The sequence below is a fragment of the Leptospira congkakensis genome (assembly GCF_004770265.1).
GTDB classification, from domain to species: Bacteria; Spirochaetota; Leptospiria; order Leptospirales; family Leptospiraceae; genus Leptospira_A; species Leptospira_A congkakensis.
This window is the reverse complement of sequence record NZ_RQGQ01000017.1, coordinates 129,896-146,335: the sequence shown is the minus strand read 5'-3', so window position 1 is coordinate 146,335 and position 16,440 is coordinate 129,896. Positions and strand designations below refer to the sequence as shown.

Below are 16,440 nucleotides of genomic sequence, written 5' to 3'. Positions count from 1 at the left end.
CTCGGATGATTTCCCGATAAAAATCGGGAGTTGTCAAAACAAATTTATCGTAAGTTATAGCCGTTCGCTTTTGCTGTTTCTACAAGTGAATCCGAAAGTTCTTTAAACCTTTCTTGGGTAAACGTTTTGTCATAGGACATAAGTTTAAAACGATAGGTAACAGATTTTTTTCCTTCACCTACTGTTTCACCTTTAAAGATGGTTTGAACAAATACTGATTCTAACTCTGGAATCTTCATCGTTTGTACTAAGTTTGCAAAAGACTCAGTCGAATCTTTTTCGTTCATCAGTAGAGAAAGATCCAATTGACCTTGTGGAAAGTTAGATGGTGGAACAAAATGCGAATTCCTTCCATACTTTTCCCAAACTTCCACTAACGTTTCCATATTGATTTTAGAAAGAATGGCTCTGCGTTTTAAATCATATTCATCCGCATAACGAGTGTGAAGGATTCCTAATTCCACGATTTCTGTTTCATCATAAGAAAGAACAAGTCCGGCGTTAGGATGGAAGTAATTTCTATTGGTTTTTGCCCATTCGAATTTAGGTAAGTTTAAATATTGGAAAAGTTCAGAAATGGTTTCTCTGATTTGTAAAAATTCCAATTCAACCGCTGTTAGATCATTTGGTTTGTTTTTGGAAAGAGAAAGGATCGACACCCAACGTCTTTCTTCTGCGAGTTCCGTTCCCTTTCCTTCTTTGTGATAGGTTCTACCTAATTCAAACAAATTAACAGATTCGAATCGGTCTTGGTTGAGTTTGGCTTGTTTGATAAGGCCAGGAAATAAACTATTTCGGAGTAAGGAATATTCGTCGGGCATTTCATTCGCAATTTTTAAAGACGAACTTTCTTCTTTTGATTCAAATTTAGAATCAGTAGGGGAAGCAAAAGAATAATTATAAACTTCATTGAATCCCACTTCTAAAGCGAGAAAGTTTTTGACTCTTCTTTCTAATTCACGTAATGGATTACGAATTGGTGTTTCTACTGCCATAGAAAGTGCTTCGGTTTTGATAGAAGCATAACCAATGGTCCTTCCAATTTCTTCCACAAGATCTTCAGGGATGGTAACATCGTAGTTTTGTCTGTATTTAGGAACAAGAACTGTTAATTCTTCTTCCTTGTTTGTGACTTTAAATCCAAGTCTGTTTAGGATTTCTGTCACTTCACTTTGTGAAATGTTTTTACCTAATTTATTACGTAGGAAAGTTAGATTCGTTTGAATGGAAACCGATTTTGATTCTGTTTGGTTGAAACCCTGTGGTTCATATACTTTGATGTTTGGATTTCCGTTTTCTTTTAATAATTGCACAGCACGTTTCATCACAGGCAAACAAGTATAACTATCTAAACCTTTTTCATAACGAACTGCCGATTCTGTACGAATATTGGTTTTACGGATTGTATAACGAACATCTTCTCTTTTGAAAACTGCCGATTCCATGACTATGTTTTTGGTAGAATCGATCACCGCAGAATCCTTTCCTCCCATCACACCTGCGAGGGCAACGGAATCTTTTCCATTTTGAATGAGAAGTAGATCTTTTTGTAATTTAGGGGTTGTATCATCTAACAAAGGAAAGGAGTCGCCGTCTTTTGATTTTACAACAGAAAAGGATGTGGACTTTAATCTTTCGCGGTCAAAAAAATGTGTGGGTTGTCCAAGCTCTAACAAAAGATAGTTAGAAACATCCACAACATTATTGATCGAACGAATTCCACATTTTTCGAGTCTAGATTTGATTTTAGTATTTGATGGACTGATGTTTACGTTTTGGATCGAACAAACAAAATATGCGTGTGCATTGTCTGTTTTTTCCACGACCAATCCTTCATTTCCGGATTCCCATTTTGTATCTGCTTGGAAAGGAAAATCATTCAAAGGCAATTGGAGTTGGGATGCGAGTTCACGTGCAAATCCAAAATGATTCCAAAGGTCTGGTCTATGTGTGATGGATTTATTATCAATCGTGAGAATGGTATCTTCCCATAAATAAAGTTTGCGAACGGAGATTCCAAGACTTGTGTCAGCGGGAAAAATCAAAACTCCTGAGGATTCTAATGCGAGACCCAATTCTTTTTCGGAACAGTACATCCCTTGGGAACGAACACCCCTAAGTTCAGAATCTAAAATTTCTTTTCCATCCAGTTTGGTTCCTGGAAGGGCCAAAGGAACAATGTCACCCACCTTTACATTGGTGGCGGCAGTGACAATTTGGTATTCCTTGGAACCATCTGTGGCGATGGTTGTTTGCAATTTTTCCGCATTGGGATGTTTTTCCAGTGATTTGATTTTGACAGTGATAACCGAAGATAGGTGGACTTTAAATTCTTCCACATCATCAATTTCGCAAATGGATGTATTAATTTTTTCCAGAACCTTTTCGAACGGAATCTGGGAGAGCGGGGTAAATTCGTTTAACCAATCAACTGAAAGTTTCAAGTGAAATCCTTAATTGATAAAAACGGTGGGAAAGCGAACGGGTCAATCCGAAATTCCAAGTTCTGCCTTCAGAAATTGAAGGCAATCCTCAGAAGTCATCGGTTTGGCAAAATAGAATCCTTGGATGAGGTCAACTCCACTTTCTGCAAGTAATTGCACCTGTTCTTCGGTTTCTGCACCTTCCGCAACTACACTCAAACCAAGGTTATGTGCTAGGTTGGAAACAGCATGGATGATGGTTTTGGAATCTTTATCGGATGTGATTTCGGAAACAAAGGAACGGTCAATTTTTAAGGAGGAAATCGGAAGTTTTTTCAAATACCCCAAACTACTGTATCCCGTTCCAAAATCATCAATGGCGATTTTAGCCCCGAGTTTTCGAATCTCTTGCATCGTACGAACGGCAGCATCAGCATTTTCCATGACAGAACTTTCGGTAAGTTCCACTTCTAAATCATGTGGATCCACTTTAAATAATTTTAAGTTTTCTGCAATGGTCGAGATGAGTCTTTCGTGTTTGAACTGTTTGGTGGAGATATTCACCGCCATAGAAACATCGCTGACCCCTTCATCTTTCCAATACCTCATGGTTTGGATGGCTGATTTAATCACCCATTCCCCAATTGCTAAAATCATTCCTGTTTCTTCAGAGATAGGAATAAAAACATTCGGAGAGATAAGCCCACGTTCCGGATGACGCCAGCGAATGAGAGCTTCTACACCTGTTGGTTTTTTTGTATAAAGATCGATTTTGGGTTGGTACATCAAAGTGAATTGATTTTCGATGATGGCAATCCGCATTCGATTTTCGATTTCTAATCGTTCAGCGACTACGGTTTGGAGTTCTTCTGTAAAAAAAACATAACAGTTTTTTCCTTGGGATTTCGCCAAGTTGAGGGCACTGTCTGCATTTTTTAGAAGTGTATTGGAGTCTTTTCCGTCTGTTGGGTATAAGGCGATCCCAACGGAAATATTTACGAATATTCTTTCTCCATCAATAACAAAGGGATGGGTCATCGCATCCAAAATGGATTCTGAAATGACGGCCGCATCACGTTCGTTCGAAAGATCAGGTAGTACAACGGTGAATTCATCTCCACCTTGTCTGCTAATCAAATCATACACTCGTATACTTTCCCGGATTCGATAAGCAACGAGTTTGATGATTTTGTCACCAAAGTCATGGCCTCTGGAATCATTGATGATTTTGAAATTATCCAAATCAATGGCAAGAACTCCCACAAGGTTTCCATGTCTTCTTGCTTCTTCAAAGATAGGAAATAGTTTATCGATGAGAGAGTTACGATTGGGAAGGTTTGTGAGTTGGTCAAAAAATGCCATATAAGCAATTTTTTCTTCTGCATGCCTTCTTTGTGTGATGTCGAGAAAAGCAACCGCCAGCCCAAAGTTTTCCATAGGAATGGGAGTTGCTAAAATATCAAACCAAGTAATTTTATCTTCTTTGATCAGACCAATTTCTAAATTACGAATCACTTCTTTGTGACGAAGCGCCCGCATCAGACTGGAATTTCTCGGGTAAATTTTATTTCCATTCGGTTGGATGAGAGTGTATTTACGAATGTTTAAAGTCCGATTTAAAAGTTCCCCGTCTTGGATGTTAAAATAGGTTCTTGCTGTTTTATTGGTTTCAACAATTTTCCCTTTTTCATCAGTGATGGCTATGCCCATCGGTAAGTTGTCAAAAATAGATTTGTACTTTTGTTGTTGGAGGAGGAATTCAAACGATATGTCTTTTTGGATGGTGACATCGCGATCAAAACCTAAAATGATTTTGGACTCACGTAAAGGGATGAGCAACCAAATGATCCACACTTCTTCTTTTGAATTGGTGACCAGTCGGTTTTCAAAGTTTAAAATATTCGGATTTTCACCCAAACTATCAAACGTATATTTTGTGTTCTCTTTGTCGTCTTCGTGTGCAAAATCGACGATAGATTTACCGACAATGTTTTTGGGTTCAAATTCTAAAAACCGAGCAAAACGTTCGGTAACAGAAACAAAATTTCCTTCCCAATCTAATACTTGAAAACTATTCGGATATTCGGCAAGGAGTGACTTAACTGTGAGTCCAGAGAGAATTTTACTGCCTAATGGCTCATTTTGCATGTATTTCTTTGCCTAAAAAGTAAACTGCTTCAATGGATCCAGGAAAATTAAATCCTTCAAAGGGTGACCAGCCGGACTTACTTTTAACCATTGATTTTTTAAATTCAACTGGTTTTTTTAAATTTAGGATAGAAAAATTCGCCGCATAACCCTGATTAATGATCCCAACTCCTTTGCCAAATTGGTCAGGTAGGTAGGGAGCCACAAATTCCCCTGGGTTTTTGGAACATATAATTGCTATGGTCTGCAAAGGAATGTTTAGTTTGAGTATCATATAGGTGACAAACAACCCATATGTATCAAGTTGAGAGATCCCACTGGTCCCTTTTTGTTTTTCTTCTATGGAATGAGGGGCATGGTCCGTTGCTAAATAGTCAATATGTCCATCCAAAATTCCTTTTACCATAGCTTCGCGATCTTCTTTGCCACGAAGTGGTGGATTCATTTGAAACCATTTATGATTGGTTTCTGTTAACATATCCGTATCAAACATCAAATGAGTGGGAGTGACTTCACAAGTTACATTCACTCCTCGTTTTTTAGCCGCGATGATTTTAGAAAGACCGTCTTTTGTCGAGTAGTGGCAAAGTTTGCCTTTGAGGTTGTATTTTTCGATCAAATACAAAGCAAAATCAGTAGCCACTGTTTCTGCTTCTTTGGGACGTCTTTCTTCATGTGTGGGTTGTGATTGGTTGGCGATTAAAATCTCTGGATCTTCGCAGTGAAAACTAATGTCTTGGCCCACATAGTGTTTGATGACTTCTTCTAAAGAAGCATTGTCATGAAAAAATAATTCTCCAATCGACGGACCCATAAACACTTTATAGGGAACTTTTTTTGTTAGTGGTTTGGTATGAGGTCCAATCCCTGCATACAATGTGATATGGATGGGTGCTTTTTTGGTGAGCGCTTGTTTTGCGGCGTAAGATTCATCATCAATAGGAGGAACCGGATTGTTTGGCATATCCGCCACATGGATCACACCACCATTGATGGCAGCGTTACCAGCTGAGATAAAATCTTCTTTGTAAGTATGTTTTCCACTCACATCTTCTCTTGCATGGATGTGGATATCTCCGAAACCAGGAAAAATCACCGAACCATCAGAAAACTGGCGAGCATCGGCATCGATCCCATCTTTCACATCTGTGATAAGCCCAGTATTCGAATCAAACTCGATTGTGCCTTCGAATTCCCTTTCGTGAGTTACGATCTTCCCTGCAATTTTTCCCATTTTGCCCCTATGAATCTGCAGATTCTAAGAGACTTGGAAAGTTTCAAGGGAATTTACTTTGGATTCGAGAGTCTAGAACCCTGTTCCTAGTTCCAAAGGTACGGATCAAAAATTAGAATCTTAGTCCCATTTAGATAAGATCTCGATGATATCATTTCCAAATCGTTCTACTTTGGCAGGTCCCACACCTTTTGTGGCTTCTAATTCAGAAAGGTTCTTTGGTTTTCTTTCCGCAATTCGTTTGAGAACGGGATTTTGAAATACCATAAATTTTTTCCATTTGAGTTGTCTTGCTTTTCTGTCTCGGTAGTTGATGAGTTCTTTTAAAATTTGTGAATTCAGAGTGGGAGGTTTTTTTAGTTTTGTTTTTAAACTATTCGTTTCATCAGAGTTAGATGATGATAGTTTAGATTTTATTTTTGCAAAATTGGGTAAATACAGTTTAGGGTATTTGGCACCAGCTACTAAAACTTTTTTTTCCTCTACCCAAGTTTCTAATTTTGCCACCACTGCTTCTTCGGGAATCCCATCTAACTTTCCGTGATATGGATTTCGTTCCATTCGGTACCGGAGCACATCTTTTGTACGTTTACCCACAAGAGTTTTTGCGATGATGGTTTTTCCAAATACAGCTGGATGTTCCTTTAAAAAATTTTGAATGGTATCTTCTTCCCATTCGGAAAGAGGATACTCTCTTTTTTCGTTTTTCTTTTGGACTTTGGCAGCTTCTGATTTTAAAAAATGAGTACGATGGAGGTTTGCTCCCACTTCCGTACAGATATCACAATTTCCACAAGGAGAAATGGATTCACCAAAATAAGAACAGAGTTGGACTTGCCGACATTCTTCTTTGCCAGCATATTCTTTGATGTATTTGAGGAGAGTGTCTCCCCCTTTAAAGTTTGTTTCCTTTGATAACATAAAGGCTTGTGTGGCCACGTCACCTGCTTTAAAAAACAAAACACATTCCGAACCAAGTCCATCTCTTCCGGCTCGACCTGCTTCTTGGTAATAGGCTTCGAGGGAGGCAGGGACTTGGTAATGCACCACCAAACGAACATCAGGTTGGTCCATTCCCATTCCAAAGGCATTGGTGGCTACAAGGATAGGAACCTTCCCTGAAGTATAAGCATTTTGCGTTCGTTCTCGGATTCCATCAGTCCTGCCGGCATGGTATTTTCCCACAGAGAATCCGAAGTCTTTTAAAAGATCATACGTTTCGTCGGTTTTTTTTCTTGTGGCACAATAAACAATGGCACGACCCGGAAATTTTCTTCCATCTTTCCAAGGTTCCAATAGTTCGATCAATCGATCTGCTTTGTCCCTTTCGGCAGCCGGATATTCCACACTGAATTTTAAATTGGGTCTATAAAAAGTAGAAAGCACCACTTTCGGTGATTTCATTCCCAATGCTGCTTGGACATCGGTTTGTACTTTCCCTGTGGCTGTGGCAGTCAGTGCCAGGATGGGAAAATGGGGACGAGGATGGCGTTCCCGCAAAATATGGATTTGGCGATATTCGGGACGAAAGTCATGTCCCCATTGCGAAACACAATGGGCTTCATCCACAACAAGGGCAAATAAATCCAGTTCCCGAAAGATACGTAAGAATCCATTCGACAAAGCTCTCTCTGGGGAAACAAGTAGGACTCGGATTTCTCCTTTCACCGACTTGGCAAGGATGGTCATTTGTTCCACTTCATCTTGAGTGGAATTACAAAAAGCAGCGGGAATTCCTTTGGCAAGCAAACTCTCGGTTTGGTCTTTCATTAAAGCGATGAGAGGAGATATAACTAGGGTTAGTTTATTTTTCTGAATGCTGGCGGGGAATTGGTAGATCAGAGATTTTCCCGCACCAGTTGGTAAAATGGCCAAGGTATCCTGCCCATCCAGTACAGAACGAATGGCCTCTTCTTGGCCTGGGCGAAATTCCGAAAAACCGAATTTGGTTTTGAGTTCCGAACGTAGATCCAAGGTAACTCTCAAGATTTCCGTAAATCCGAAAGGGTCAACGATAAGATTCCCCATTTTACCCTCATTTTTTCAATTTTACAGAATCGAGTGATCCGGAAATTGTAACGAAGACCGATGCTTTTTAATACTTTTGTCTTTTTGTTATTCTTTCTGGTCGTGTATTCGGTCTTTTTGGGATTCGGATGGTTTGCCGGAAAACAGAAATGGGCCTACCGTGCACAAAACCTTTGGCTCCTTCTAGCATCCTATTTTTTTTATGGGTGGTGGGAGTGGTTTTTTCTAACTCTCATCCTCATTAGTACCATCATCGACTACTGTGCTGCCATCTTCATTGAAAGTACAGAAAACCAAATCCGTCGTCGCCTCTATCTATCGGTTTCCATTGTTGCCAACTTGGGCCTTCTTTTTACAATGAAGTACTACGATTTTTTCGCAGTGAACCTCATTGACTCTTGGAACCAGTTGGCCTTGTGGATGGGTTCCACTGCTGCTACCGATTCGAATACATACTTGTTAAGAAATATCATCCTGCCGGTGGGGATTAGTTTTTATACCTTCCAAACCATGTCCTATACCATCGATGTGTTTCGCAGACAAATCAAAGCGGAACGTGATTTTTTTGACTTTGCTCTCTTTGTGAATTATTTTCCACAACTTGTGGCAGGTCCCATCGAACGCGCCCAAGACCTCCTTCCTCAATTGAAAAAACCAAAATTCCCCACCTGGGATGGGGTGCAGAAAGGATTGTATGATATCCTTCTTGGTTACTTTATGAAGGTGTATGTGGCTGATAATTTGTCCACGTACGTAGACCAAGTTTTCCTAGCAGGAAAATCTCTTTATACACAAAATCCAGACATCATCCAAGCCATGGACGGCTCTCAAGTTTTTGCTGGTGGATTTTTATTTTTAACACAAATATATTGTGACTTTGCAGGTTATTCCTTTATTGCTCTTGGTGTTTCTAGGCTTCTTGGTGTCACTCTCACCGTTAATTTTGAAACACCTGAATTTTCCAAAACACCTACAGAGTTTTGGAATCGCTGGCATGTAACGCTAAACAGGTGGTTTCGCGATTATATTTATATTTCCCTTGGAGGGAGTAAATATGGTAAGTTTGCGCAATACAGAAACCTATTCATTATTTTCTTTTTGTCCGGACTTTGGCACGGAGCCAATTGGACCTTTATCACTTGGGGTTGTTTACAAGGTGTTTATACCATTGTTTATCTTGTAGCTTTTGCTAAAAAGAAAGAAGACAAAACCGAAGTTGCAGAAACCACAAAACATTCCTTAGTTGATAAAATCAAAAGTATCCTTTCAGGAACTTTTGCAAGAGTGTTAATTTATACACTCGTTGCATTTAGTGGAGTCGGATTTCGTGCATATGATGCTCACATGATGTTTCTTTATATGCAAAAGATTTTATTTGTTTGGGATTGGGATCTATATCCAAATAACAATATAAAAGATATGTTGGGTCTTTTTGGTGAATATTTTAAAATCTTTTTGCCTCTCCTTATCATCGATGGAATCTCTTATTTCAAAAAGGAAAGATACTGGATTTTTTTGACTCATCCAATTGTGCAGGCTTTTATTTTATCCTTCATGGGATTTCTCATCCTTACACGTGGAGTTTTCGGAAAGGAGGTAATTTACTTTGCGTTCTAAATTTTTAGGAATAGGGATTACCCTCTTGTTTTTTTTGGTTTTGGAAATTGTGGTTCGATTCACAGGAATTCACTATTTAGAACAACCAGAAATCTTTTTTGTAAACTTAAAGAAAAACTTCGTGGAATCTGGCAAAGGTGATGCCGATATCATCGTGTTAGGTGATTCTCGCTCAATGGCACTTGCGGGATACCCAAAAGAACCAGGTATTGAGTATTCGGTTTATAATCATAGTTTACCGGCCATGGGACCCAAATACTATCGTTTCTTTTTGGATAAGTATCTAAAAAAGGGAAATGCCAAACCAAAAATGATTTTGTTTGCTGCATCACCTAAACTCTATTCGACGGGATATGGTCCGCCACTTTATGATCCGGATGCAAAACAAGTGGAGGAAAACGAATCTGTTTCCACCTATCTCAATCGAAGATGGAACGAAGGAATCCAGAAGAATTTTTTCCGAACAGTCACTCCTACAAATATCATCAGTTACAGTGGAAAACAAGAAGATGCAAACCAAATCCTTTGGGAATTTTTTGGGCATCGTTATCTCCACCAATTTACATTTTCCGAATTATCCAATCAGTATTCTGGCGTAGAACGTTTGTATATTCTTTCGAAAGCAATGCCACTTTTATATGAATCTTATCGGTTTCATGGAGCCATTCGCAATGGCCTAAGTGTTTCCAATTGGAAAGTGGATAAAAATTACAAAGAACGATCTCTATTTTGTGAGTCTTGTGAAAATGTGGAAGCAGGACTTTGTAAACCTGCCTCATCACAATTGGAAGACAATCGTACAATCGAAGACCAAATCAATCGCCATTTCGGAAAGTATAATATTTCCAATCGATTGAAACCAGAACTTGTATTGTTTTCTAAAGAAATGATTCGAAAGGAATTGGATTTTGAACTAAGCAATCCAAAGCCATATGTTTATAAGAAACCAGACTTTGTTGTAATAAAAGAACTGATTGAATATACACGAGCGAATGGGATTCGATTTGGAATGGTTTATATGCCTTGGATGAAAGAAAGACAAGAATCCAGAGAATCTAAAGATTTACTTGCGGATCTTAAACTTTTTTTTAGAGACTATCCAGATGTGGAACTCTTTATGTTTCCCGATTCTTCCTATCCAGCGGACCAATTTGTAGATAATATCCATTACGATTGCCGAGGGGAAAAACGGGTAAACGAAGAATTTCGTAATTATGTTCTCCCTCGAGTGTTTCGTTTTTTGAATTCTAAATAAAAATCCAATTGATTTCCGATTTCCGGTGATGGAGAATTAGGCACTCCATCCGGATAAGAGGGAACCCAACCATGTTTTCGTTTCGAAACATATTTGTTTGTATTTTATCGGCCTATCTCATCGGTTTACCGGTGTTTGGGCAGAACCGTTATGCGTTGTTCATTGGCTCTAACTATAAAGGGAACACAGCTAAAATCCCTGAGTTAAATCTTTGTGAAGCGGACGCTACTTTCTTAAAAGAAAAAATCCAAAAGAAAGGAAACTTCAAGGATATCAAAGTCCTGTTAGGTTCCATGGTCACACGTGATAATGTCAAAAATGCAATTACCCAATTGGGTAAAGTTGTGGGAAAAGAAGATTCTGTTTTTTTATACTTCTCCGGTCACGGAATGTATATGAAAGATGCGAAAGCAAAAAACGGAATGCGTAACTATCTGATTTGTTACGATCGCCCTCATATTTCTGATGAAGAGTTAAATGAATTTTTAACAGAAATCAAATCCCAAAAAACGGTTTTAGTTATGGACTGTTGTTACTCGGGAGGGATTGCCAAAAAAGGGAAAAATACTCGTGGGGCCGCAGAAATCCCAATTGCCCAAGGAAATGATGGGGTGGTTCGCCAAAATGCAGAAGACTATTTTTTCCAAGACAAAGCTGTCATTTCTTCCTCTGACGATGACCAAACTTCCATCGAAGTAGGTGGAACCATCAACCATGGTATTTTCACTTATAACTTTGGAAACGCCCTTGAAAAAGGGGATTTAAACAAAGATAGCGTGGTCACAGCCCTCGAAGCCTTCTTTGTAGCAAAAGAAGATACAGTGAAGATGGCTCGTCAGTTCAACCATGAACAAACCCCACAGGTTTCTGGGAATGCGGCAGGGATCTTTTTGTCAGGTTCTCCTAAACCACAAACCCCTCCACCGAAACCACCCAATGTAGTCATCAACGTGCCAATCACACCGGTGGAAACCACAACTCCGCCAAACAACAACACAACGACCCCTCCCGTAACTCCAGAGCCGGAGCCAACTCCTGCCAACGATACGACTGTGGTCATTCCACCCATTGTGGAAGTAGAACCACCGGCACCACCATCTGTCACAACAGGAAGTATCCTCATTCGCACTTCCATCATCAAAGACAAATCTTTTGGGGGAGCTGCAACAAAATCGCCTTATGACCTGCTCAACAAACAAGGGAAATTAAAATCTTCCCCTGCCGAAGACAAAGTAAGATCGATTAAGGTTCTTGTGGATGATCAGGAGTACACTTCCCAAGTCACTACCGAGAAATCCAAAATTTGGGGTTCGGTTACAAAAAATGGAACTCTGATCCAGGGCGATATCTATAATGTAAAAATAGACAATCTTCCTGCCGGAGTACACCAAATTGAAATCCGTGCAGACAAGTATCCGATTTACAAAACCGCAACGGCAGTGCTTCCGAAACAAACTGTCACTGTGGACGCGGTCAACTCTATGGATGGATTTGGTGCGATTCGAGGCCGAGTGTTTTACAAAACCTTGGACAACCCGATAGAAAAACACCCTATCTATATGCCAACCGTGGTTTCCACAAACCAAATCTTCAAGGTTACCACCGACAAAGATGGCTACTTTTGGTTCACCAACCTAAAACCAGGAAAATACGAAATCCGTGCTAGTTTCATGGAAGAAATGAAACTTGAAAATTCAGAGATTCACGTAAAACCAGGCGAAGTGACCAATGTGGACATCATCCTCAATAAAAAATTGAGTTATACAAAGACAAAATACTGATCGAAAGCCTCATTTAGGATTTTGATTTTTTAGAAAACCCTCTTCGGAGGGTTTTTTTATACCCAAAAGGAACCTGAAATCGCCCTTTGGAACCAGATTATCAATCAAAATGATTAAATTTAATCTAATTTTGATTAATATTAATCAAAATTCATTGTTTTTTCTTTTTTTTGGCCTTTGGTGGGGAAATTCTACGTAATTTCCGATTGAATTTAATCCTAATGAGAAGAGTTTTAGAGTCATAGAATACAAATAGGGAATCGGAAAAAGAGGTTCCCACTCTAGAGAGGATCACATGAAAACAACAAAGATAATCGCAACAGGGATCTTAGCTTTCGGACTTGCTACTGCAAATCTTCAAGCTTTAGATACAAACGAAAGATTAGAGCTTTTGGAGACTGCTATGATTGAACAAGCAACTACTCCAGCGCAAAAATCTGCTGTTTCGGAATACCTAGCGAACGTCGCTAAAGAAAAAGTAGAGCTCGCTCAGGCACTTCGTGACAGAGCGGGATCTCCTCGCGGTGGAAAAATTCTTAGCCAAATGAACGAGAAGAAAGAACTTCTTCGCCGTGCTGAGGCTCTTGAAAAAGAAGCACAAAAATACCGCACTGTCTCCATGGACCTAAGCCAAAAGTCCATGTTGGTAGCACAAAACTAATCAACCTCAACTTCAGTTTGAGATTTATGAGAAAGGTCAGGTTCGCCTGGCCTTTTTTTGTACCCACCCAATTCATATTAATGCTTTCCATACAGCCTCACTATGTGACATAATCAATATATGGTTGACACTCCCCAAGAAATCAAAGAAAAACGATTTGGGCGTGTAGTTCCAATCTTACTTGTCTTTGTGGGTCTTGTGGCTCTGGGACTTGTCTTCCGTTGGGGCAGACCAGCGAAGCCGGTAGTTCGTTTGGAATGGGAAGGTCTTGTGGCTCTTTCCCCAACTTTGATTCTTACGTTTCTAGAGGTGGATCCGGAATCACCTAAAATTGGAGATTGGAAGGACTGGGAGAAAAAACTCGCAACCCATCCTAGAATTCGGAGAGTCCGAGTTACTAGAGACCCCGATGGATTTTTGATTATCAATGTACAGGAGAAAGTCGCCGAATTTGTCATACATGTAGGAAATTCCCTGTATGAAGTGGATGAAGACCTGGAGATACTTTCCAGAGATCGGGTGTTAGCTGATCATATAATTGTGATTAGTGGGCAGTTCACTGTTGGGGATGGGAAACTAGAAGGCAGACAGATTTTTGATATCACCAAAGAAATGCGACAGGCTCTCTCCTTATATCCACCACTCAAGTCTAGAATTTCAGAACTTGTCGCTGAACGAGACGGCAATTTTACAATGTATTTAAAATCACCAAACTCCATAAAAGTATACTTAGGTGATAAATTAGAATTAAATATTTTTCGCAAGTTATATGCATCCTTGGCTTATATGGAAACCGAATCTGTAAAAGCGGTTTCTATTGATTTAAGAGGAGAGGATGCCATTTACCACTAATATGAGCTATGATGATGCACCTATCATAACGGCCTTGGATTTAGGATCCTCACTTGTCAAAGTTGTCATTGGACGACTGGTAGGAGATCACGAAATCGAAATTATTGGAACGGGAGTTTATCCTTCCGCTGGAATTAAAAATGGTTCCATTGTTAATATAGAAACCACAACCAAGTCCATCATAGAAGCGTTTGGTGATGCGGAACTGATGGCTGGCCAAGAAGTAAGTACTGTTGTAGTAAATGTTTCTGGAAAGTCAGTGTATGGGTTCAATGAAAAAGGAATTATCGCCGTAACAAACAGAGAACGGATTGTTTCCGAAACCGATATCATGCGAGTTGTAGAAGCTGCACAAGCAGTACATGTTCCCAACGACCAACAAGTCATCCATGTCCTCACAAAAGAATTCAAAGTTGATGACCAAGTCAATATCAAAGATCCCATCGGAATGACAGGGGTTCGTTTAGAAGCAGAAGTACATATTGTATCCTGCGGGAATACGGCTCTCAATAATATTGATCGTTGTGTGGAACAAGCTGGTCTTTTGCAAATGGACCGAGTGTTATCAAGTCTTGCTTCTTCAGAAGCAATCCTCACTTCAGGTGAAAAGGATTTAGGAACTGCTGTCATTGACATAGGTGCCGGAATTTGCGACATCATTATCTATGTGGATGGTGGAATTGCTTTCTCTTCCGTGGTTCCGTTTGGTGGATTCCATATCACAAGCGATATTTCCATTGGATTAAAAACCACTGTGGAAACAGCGGAAGTCATTAAAAAAAGATACGGCCATACCCGCATTGATATGGTGGATCCTACTGAAAAATTCGAAATCCCATCGATTTCGGGTAGGCCAGCTCGTTCTGTCTTTCGGCAGGAGCTTGTTGAAATTTTAGAACCAAGGGTTCGCGAAATTTTAGAGATGATTGATCACGAACTTGTAAGATCAGGATTTAAGTCTAGTTTGGCGGGGGGAGTGATCCTTACCGGAGGAACTTCTCTTTTACAAGGAATTGAAGCCACTGCAGAAGAAGTATTACGTCTGTCAGTTGGTCGTGCGAAACCAGCAGGCCTTAGTGGACTTGTGGATAAAATTTCCTCTCCTGAATATGCCACAGCTGTTGGTCTCATAAAATATAGTTCAAAAATACAAAATCTAGAACAAAGAAACATGCACTCCGGATCTGATTCAGACGGATGGATGAAGAAGGTTCGTCGTTGGATGGAGAATAATCTCTAAGGATAAGTGAATGTTGTACCTAGAAGAAGAAAAAACAAGCCCAGCAATTATTAAAGTCATTGGAGTCGGTGGAGGCGGGATGAACGCCGTCACACGAATGGTTCATTCTAAAATGACAGGTGTTGACTTTATTGTTATGAACACCGACGAACAAGTATTATTAAAATCTCCTGTAGAAGTAAAAATTCAATTAGGTAACAAAGTAACAAGAGGGATGGGTGCTGGCGGTGATCCAGAACTCGGTGAAAAAGCAGCTCTAGAAGACAAGGAACGAATTGTATCTGCACTAAAAGGTGCTGATATGGTGTTTGTCACCGCAGGAATGGGTGGTGGAACGGGAACAGGGGCTGCTCCCATCATTGCTGCCATTGCCAAAGAACTAAAGTGTTTGGTTGTGGGTGTGGTGACGGTTCCTTTTTCTTTTGAAGGAAAACGCAGAGCAGAACTTGCAAAACAAGGAATCGATCAACTTCGCGCAAACGTAGACACACTCATCACCATTCGTAACGATTCTATCTTCCAAGTGGTGGACAAAAACACTCCTGTGGATATGGCATTTCGAGTGATCGACGATATATTGTTAAACGGTGTTCGTGGGATTAGTGATATTATCAACCATCCAGGGATCATCAATGTAGACTTTGCTGATGTAAAAACTATCATGAAGGATACTGGGGATGCAATTTTAGGTGTTGGTGAGGGAAGTGGAGAAACTCGTGTGAGTGAGGCTGTAGAACAAGCCATCAACAACACTCTGTTAGAGGATTCCAGCATCCAAGGAGCTAAGTCTCTTCTTATCAATGTGACTGGGGGAAATGATCTTACCATCCATGAATGGAATGAAGTTTCTCAAATCATTACAGCACAGGCAGATCCCGATGCCAATATCATCATTGGATTGAATGAAGACCAGTCTCTTTCGGAACAAATTAGAGTGACTGTGATTGCAACCGGATTTAACAAAAAAGGAAAACAATACCAAAGAGAACAAAAGGTTGTGGGTTCAGAAGAATCCATTTCTCCTATGGTTTATATCCGAAAGTCGGAAGAAAAAGAATCTGGGTTTGGAAAGGATGTGGATTCGACTCGTTCCATCCGCCAAACAAACCGAGGATTTTCTTCGCAAAAACAATCCTCCCCGTTTCAAAACTACGGAGAGGATTACGATATCCCTGCTTTTTTAAGAAGAAAGAACGATTAA

11 protein-coding genes are annotated in these 16,440 nt (G+C 39.9%); 7 read left to right on the top strand and 4 right to left on the bottom strand.

The genetic code is table 11. From position 1 onward, the window contains the following. Positions 1-44: 44 nt before the first annotated feature. From pheT to EHQ70_RS14140, 4 genes are all read right to left on the bottom strand, one after another. A complete protein-coding gene (gene pheT / locus EHQ70_RS14155; RefSeq protein ID WP_135587471.1) occupies positions 45-2,444 on the bottom strand; it encodes a phenylalanine--tRNA ligase subunit beta in 2,400 nt (799 codons plus the stop codon). Between the two features lie 42 nt (positions 2,445-2,486). Continuing rightward, entirely contained in the window at positions 2,487-4,571 is a 2,085-nt protein-coding gene (locus EHQ70_RS14150) for a sensor domain-containing protein (protein ID WP_135587469.1), read from the bottom strand. Further along, positions 4,561-5,805 (bottom strand): amidohydrolase family protein, encoded by a 1,245-nt coding sequence (locus tag EHQ70_RS14145; RefSeq protein WP_135587467.1) that lies wholly within the window; start codon positions 5,803-5,805, stop codon positions 4,561-4,563. Before EHQ70_RS14145 ends, EHQ70_RS14150 begins: the two co-directional genes overlap by 11 nt. Before the next feature lie 120 nt (positions 5,806-5,925). Continuing rightward, positions 5,926-7,833, bottom strand: coding sequence for a RecQ family ATP-dependent DNA helicase (locus EHQ70_RS14140; RefSeq protein ID WP_135587466.1), 1,908 nt, complete (start codon positions 7,831-7,833; stop codon positions 5,926-5,928). Positions 7,834-7,893: 60 nt separating this feature from the next. On the opposite strand from EHQ70_RS14140, the gene EHQ70_RS14135 reads away from it, so the two are divergent. The 7 genes from EHQ70_RS14135 to ftsZ all read left to right on the top strand — a co-directional run bounded on the left by EHQ70_RS14135 (position 7,894) and on the right by ftsZ (position 16,440). Next, complete coding sequence (locus EHQ70_RS14135; RefSeq protein ID WP_135587464.1) at positions 7,894-9,450, top strand: MBOAT family O-acyltransferase; 1,557 nt, start codon at positions 7,894-7,896, stop codon at positions 9,448-9,450. Continuing rightward, the gene (locus EHQ70_RS14130) at positions 9,440-10,705 is read left to right on the top strand and encodes a DUF1574 family protein (RefSeq protein WP_135587462.1); all 1,266 of its coding nucleotides are present in this window, start codon (positions 9,440-9,442) and stop codon (positions 10,703-10,705) included. Before EHQ70_RS14135 ends, EHQ70_RS14130 begins: the two co-directional genes overlap by 11 nt. Before the next feature lie 71 nt (positions 10,706-10,776). Next, on the top strand, positions 10,777-12,486 hold the full coding sequence (locus EHQ70_RS14125; protein WP_135587460.1) for a caspase family protein: 1,710 nt from the start codon (positions 10,777-10,779) through the stop codon (positions 12,484-12,486). A 295-nt stretch (positions 12,487-12,781) separates the two neighbouring features. After that, the gene (locus EHQ70_RS14120) at positions 12,782-13,147 is read left to right on the top strand and encodes an LIC_10421 family protein (RefSeq protein ID WP_135587458.1); all 366 of its coding nucleotides are present in this window, start codon (positions 12,782-12,784) and stop codon (positions 13,145-13,147) included. A gap of 120 nt (positions 13,148-13,267) precedes the next feature. Next, complete coding sequence (locus tag EHQ70_RS14115; RefSeq protein ID WP_135587456.1) at positions 13,268-13,999, top strand: cell division protein FtsQ/DivIB; 732 nt, start codon at positions 13,268-13,270, stop codon at positions 13,997-13,999. A 1-nt stretch (position 14,000) separates the two neighbouring features. Next, positions 14,001-15,239: a cell division protein FtsA gene (ftsA, locus tag EHQ70_RS14110; RefSeq protein ID WP_135588489.1), complete on the top strand. Its 1,239-nt coding sequence runs from the start codon at positions 14,001-14,003 to the stop codon at positions 15,237-15,239. Between the two features lie 10 nt (positions 15,240-15,249). Continuing rightward, positions 15,250-16,440: a cell division protein FtsZ gene (gene ftsZ / locus EHQ70_RS14105; protein WP_135587454.1), complete on the top strand. Its 1,191-nt coding sequence runs from the start codon at positions 15,250-15,252 to the stop codon at positions 16,438-16,440.

Excerpts from the sequence above, each read along its gene's own strand:
- ftsZ (WP_135587454.1), top strand. The coding sequence starts at position 15,250 with ATGTTGTACCTAGAAGAAGAAAAAACAAGCCCAGCAATTATTAAAGTC.
- EHQ70_RS14115 (WP_135587456.1), top strand. The coding sequence starts at position 13,268 with ATGGTTGACACTCCCCAAGAAATCAAAGAAAAACGATTTGGGCGTGTA.
- EHQ70_RS14135 (WP_135587464.1), top strand. The coding sequence starts at position 7,894 with ATGCTTTTTAATACTTTTGTCTTTTTGTTATTCTTTCTGGTCGTGTAT.
- EHQ70_RS14120 (WP_135587458.1), top strand. The coding sequence starts at position 12,782 with ATGAAAACAACAAAGATAATCGCAACAGGGATCTTAGCTTTCGGACTT.
- EHQ70_RS14145 (WP_135587467.1), bottom strand. The coding sequence starts at position 5,805 with ATGGGAAAAATTGCAGGGAAGATCGTAACTCACGAAAGGGAATTCGAA.
- EHQ70_RS14125 (WP_135587460.1), top strand. The coding sequence starts at position 10,777 with ATGTTTTCGTTTCGAAACATATTTGTTTGTATTTTATCGGCCTATCTC.
- EHQ70_RS14140 (WP_135587466.1), bottom strand. The coding sequence starts at position 7,833 with ATGGGGAATCTTATCGTTGACCCTTTCGGATTTACGGAAATCTTGAGA.
- ftsA (WP_135588489.1), top strand. The coding sequence starts at position 14,001 with ATGAGCTATGATGATGCACCTATCATAACGGCCTTGGATTTAGGATCC.
- EHQ70_RS14150 (WP_135587469.1), bottom strand. The coding sequence starts at position 4,571 with ATGCAAAATGAGCCATTAGGCAGTAAAATTCTCTCTGGACTCACAGTT.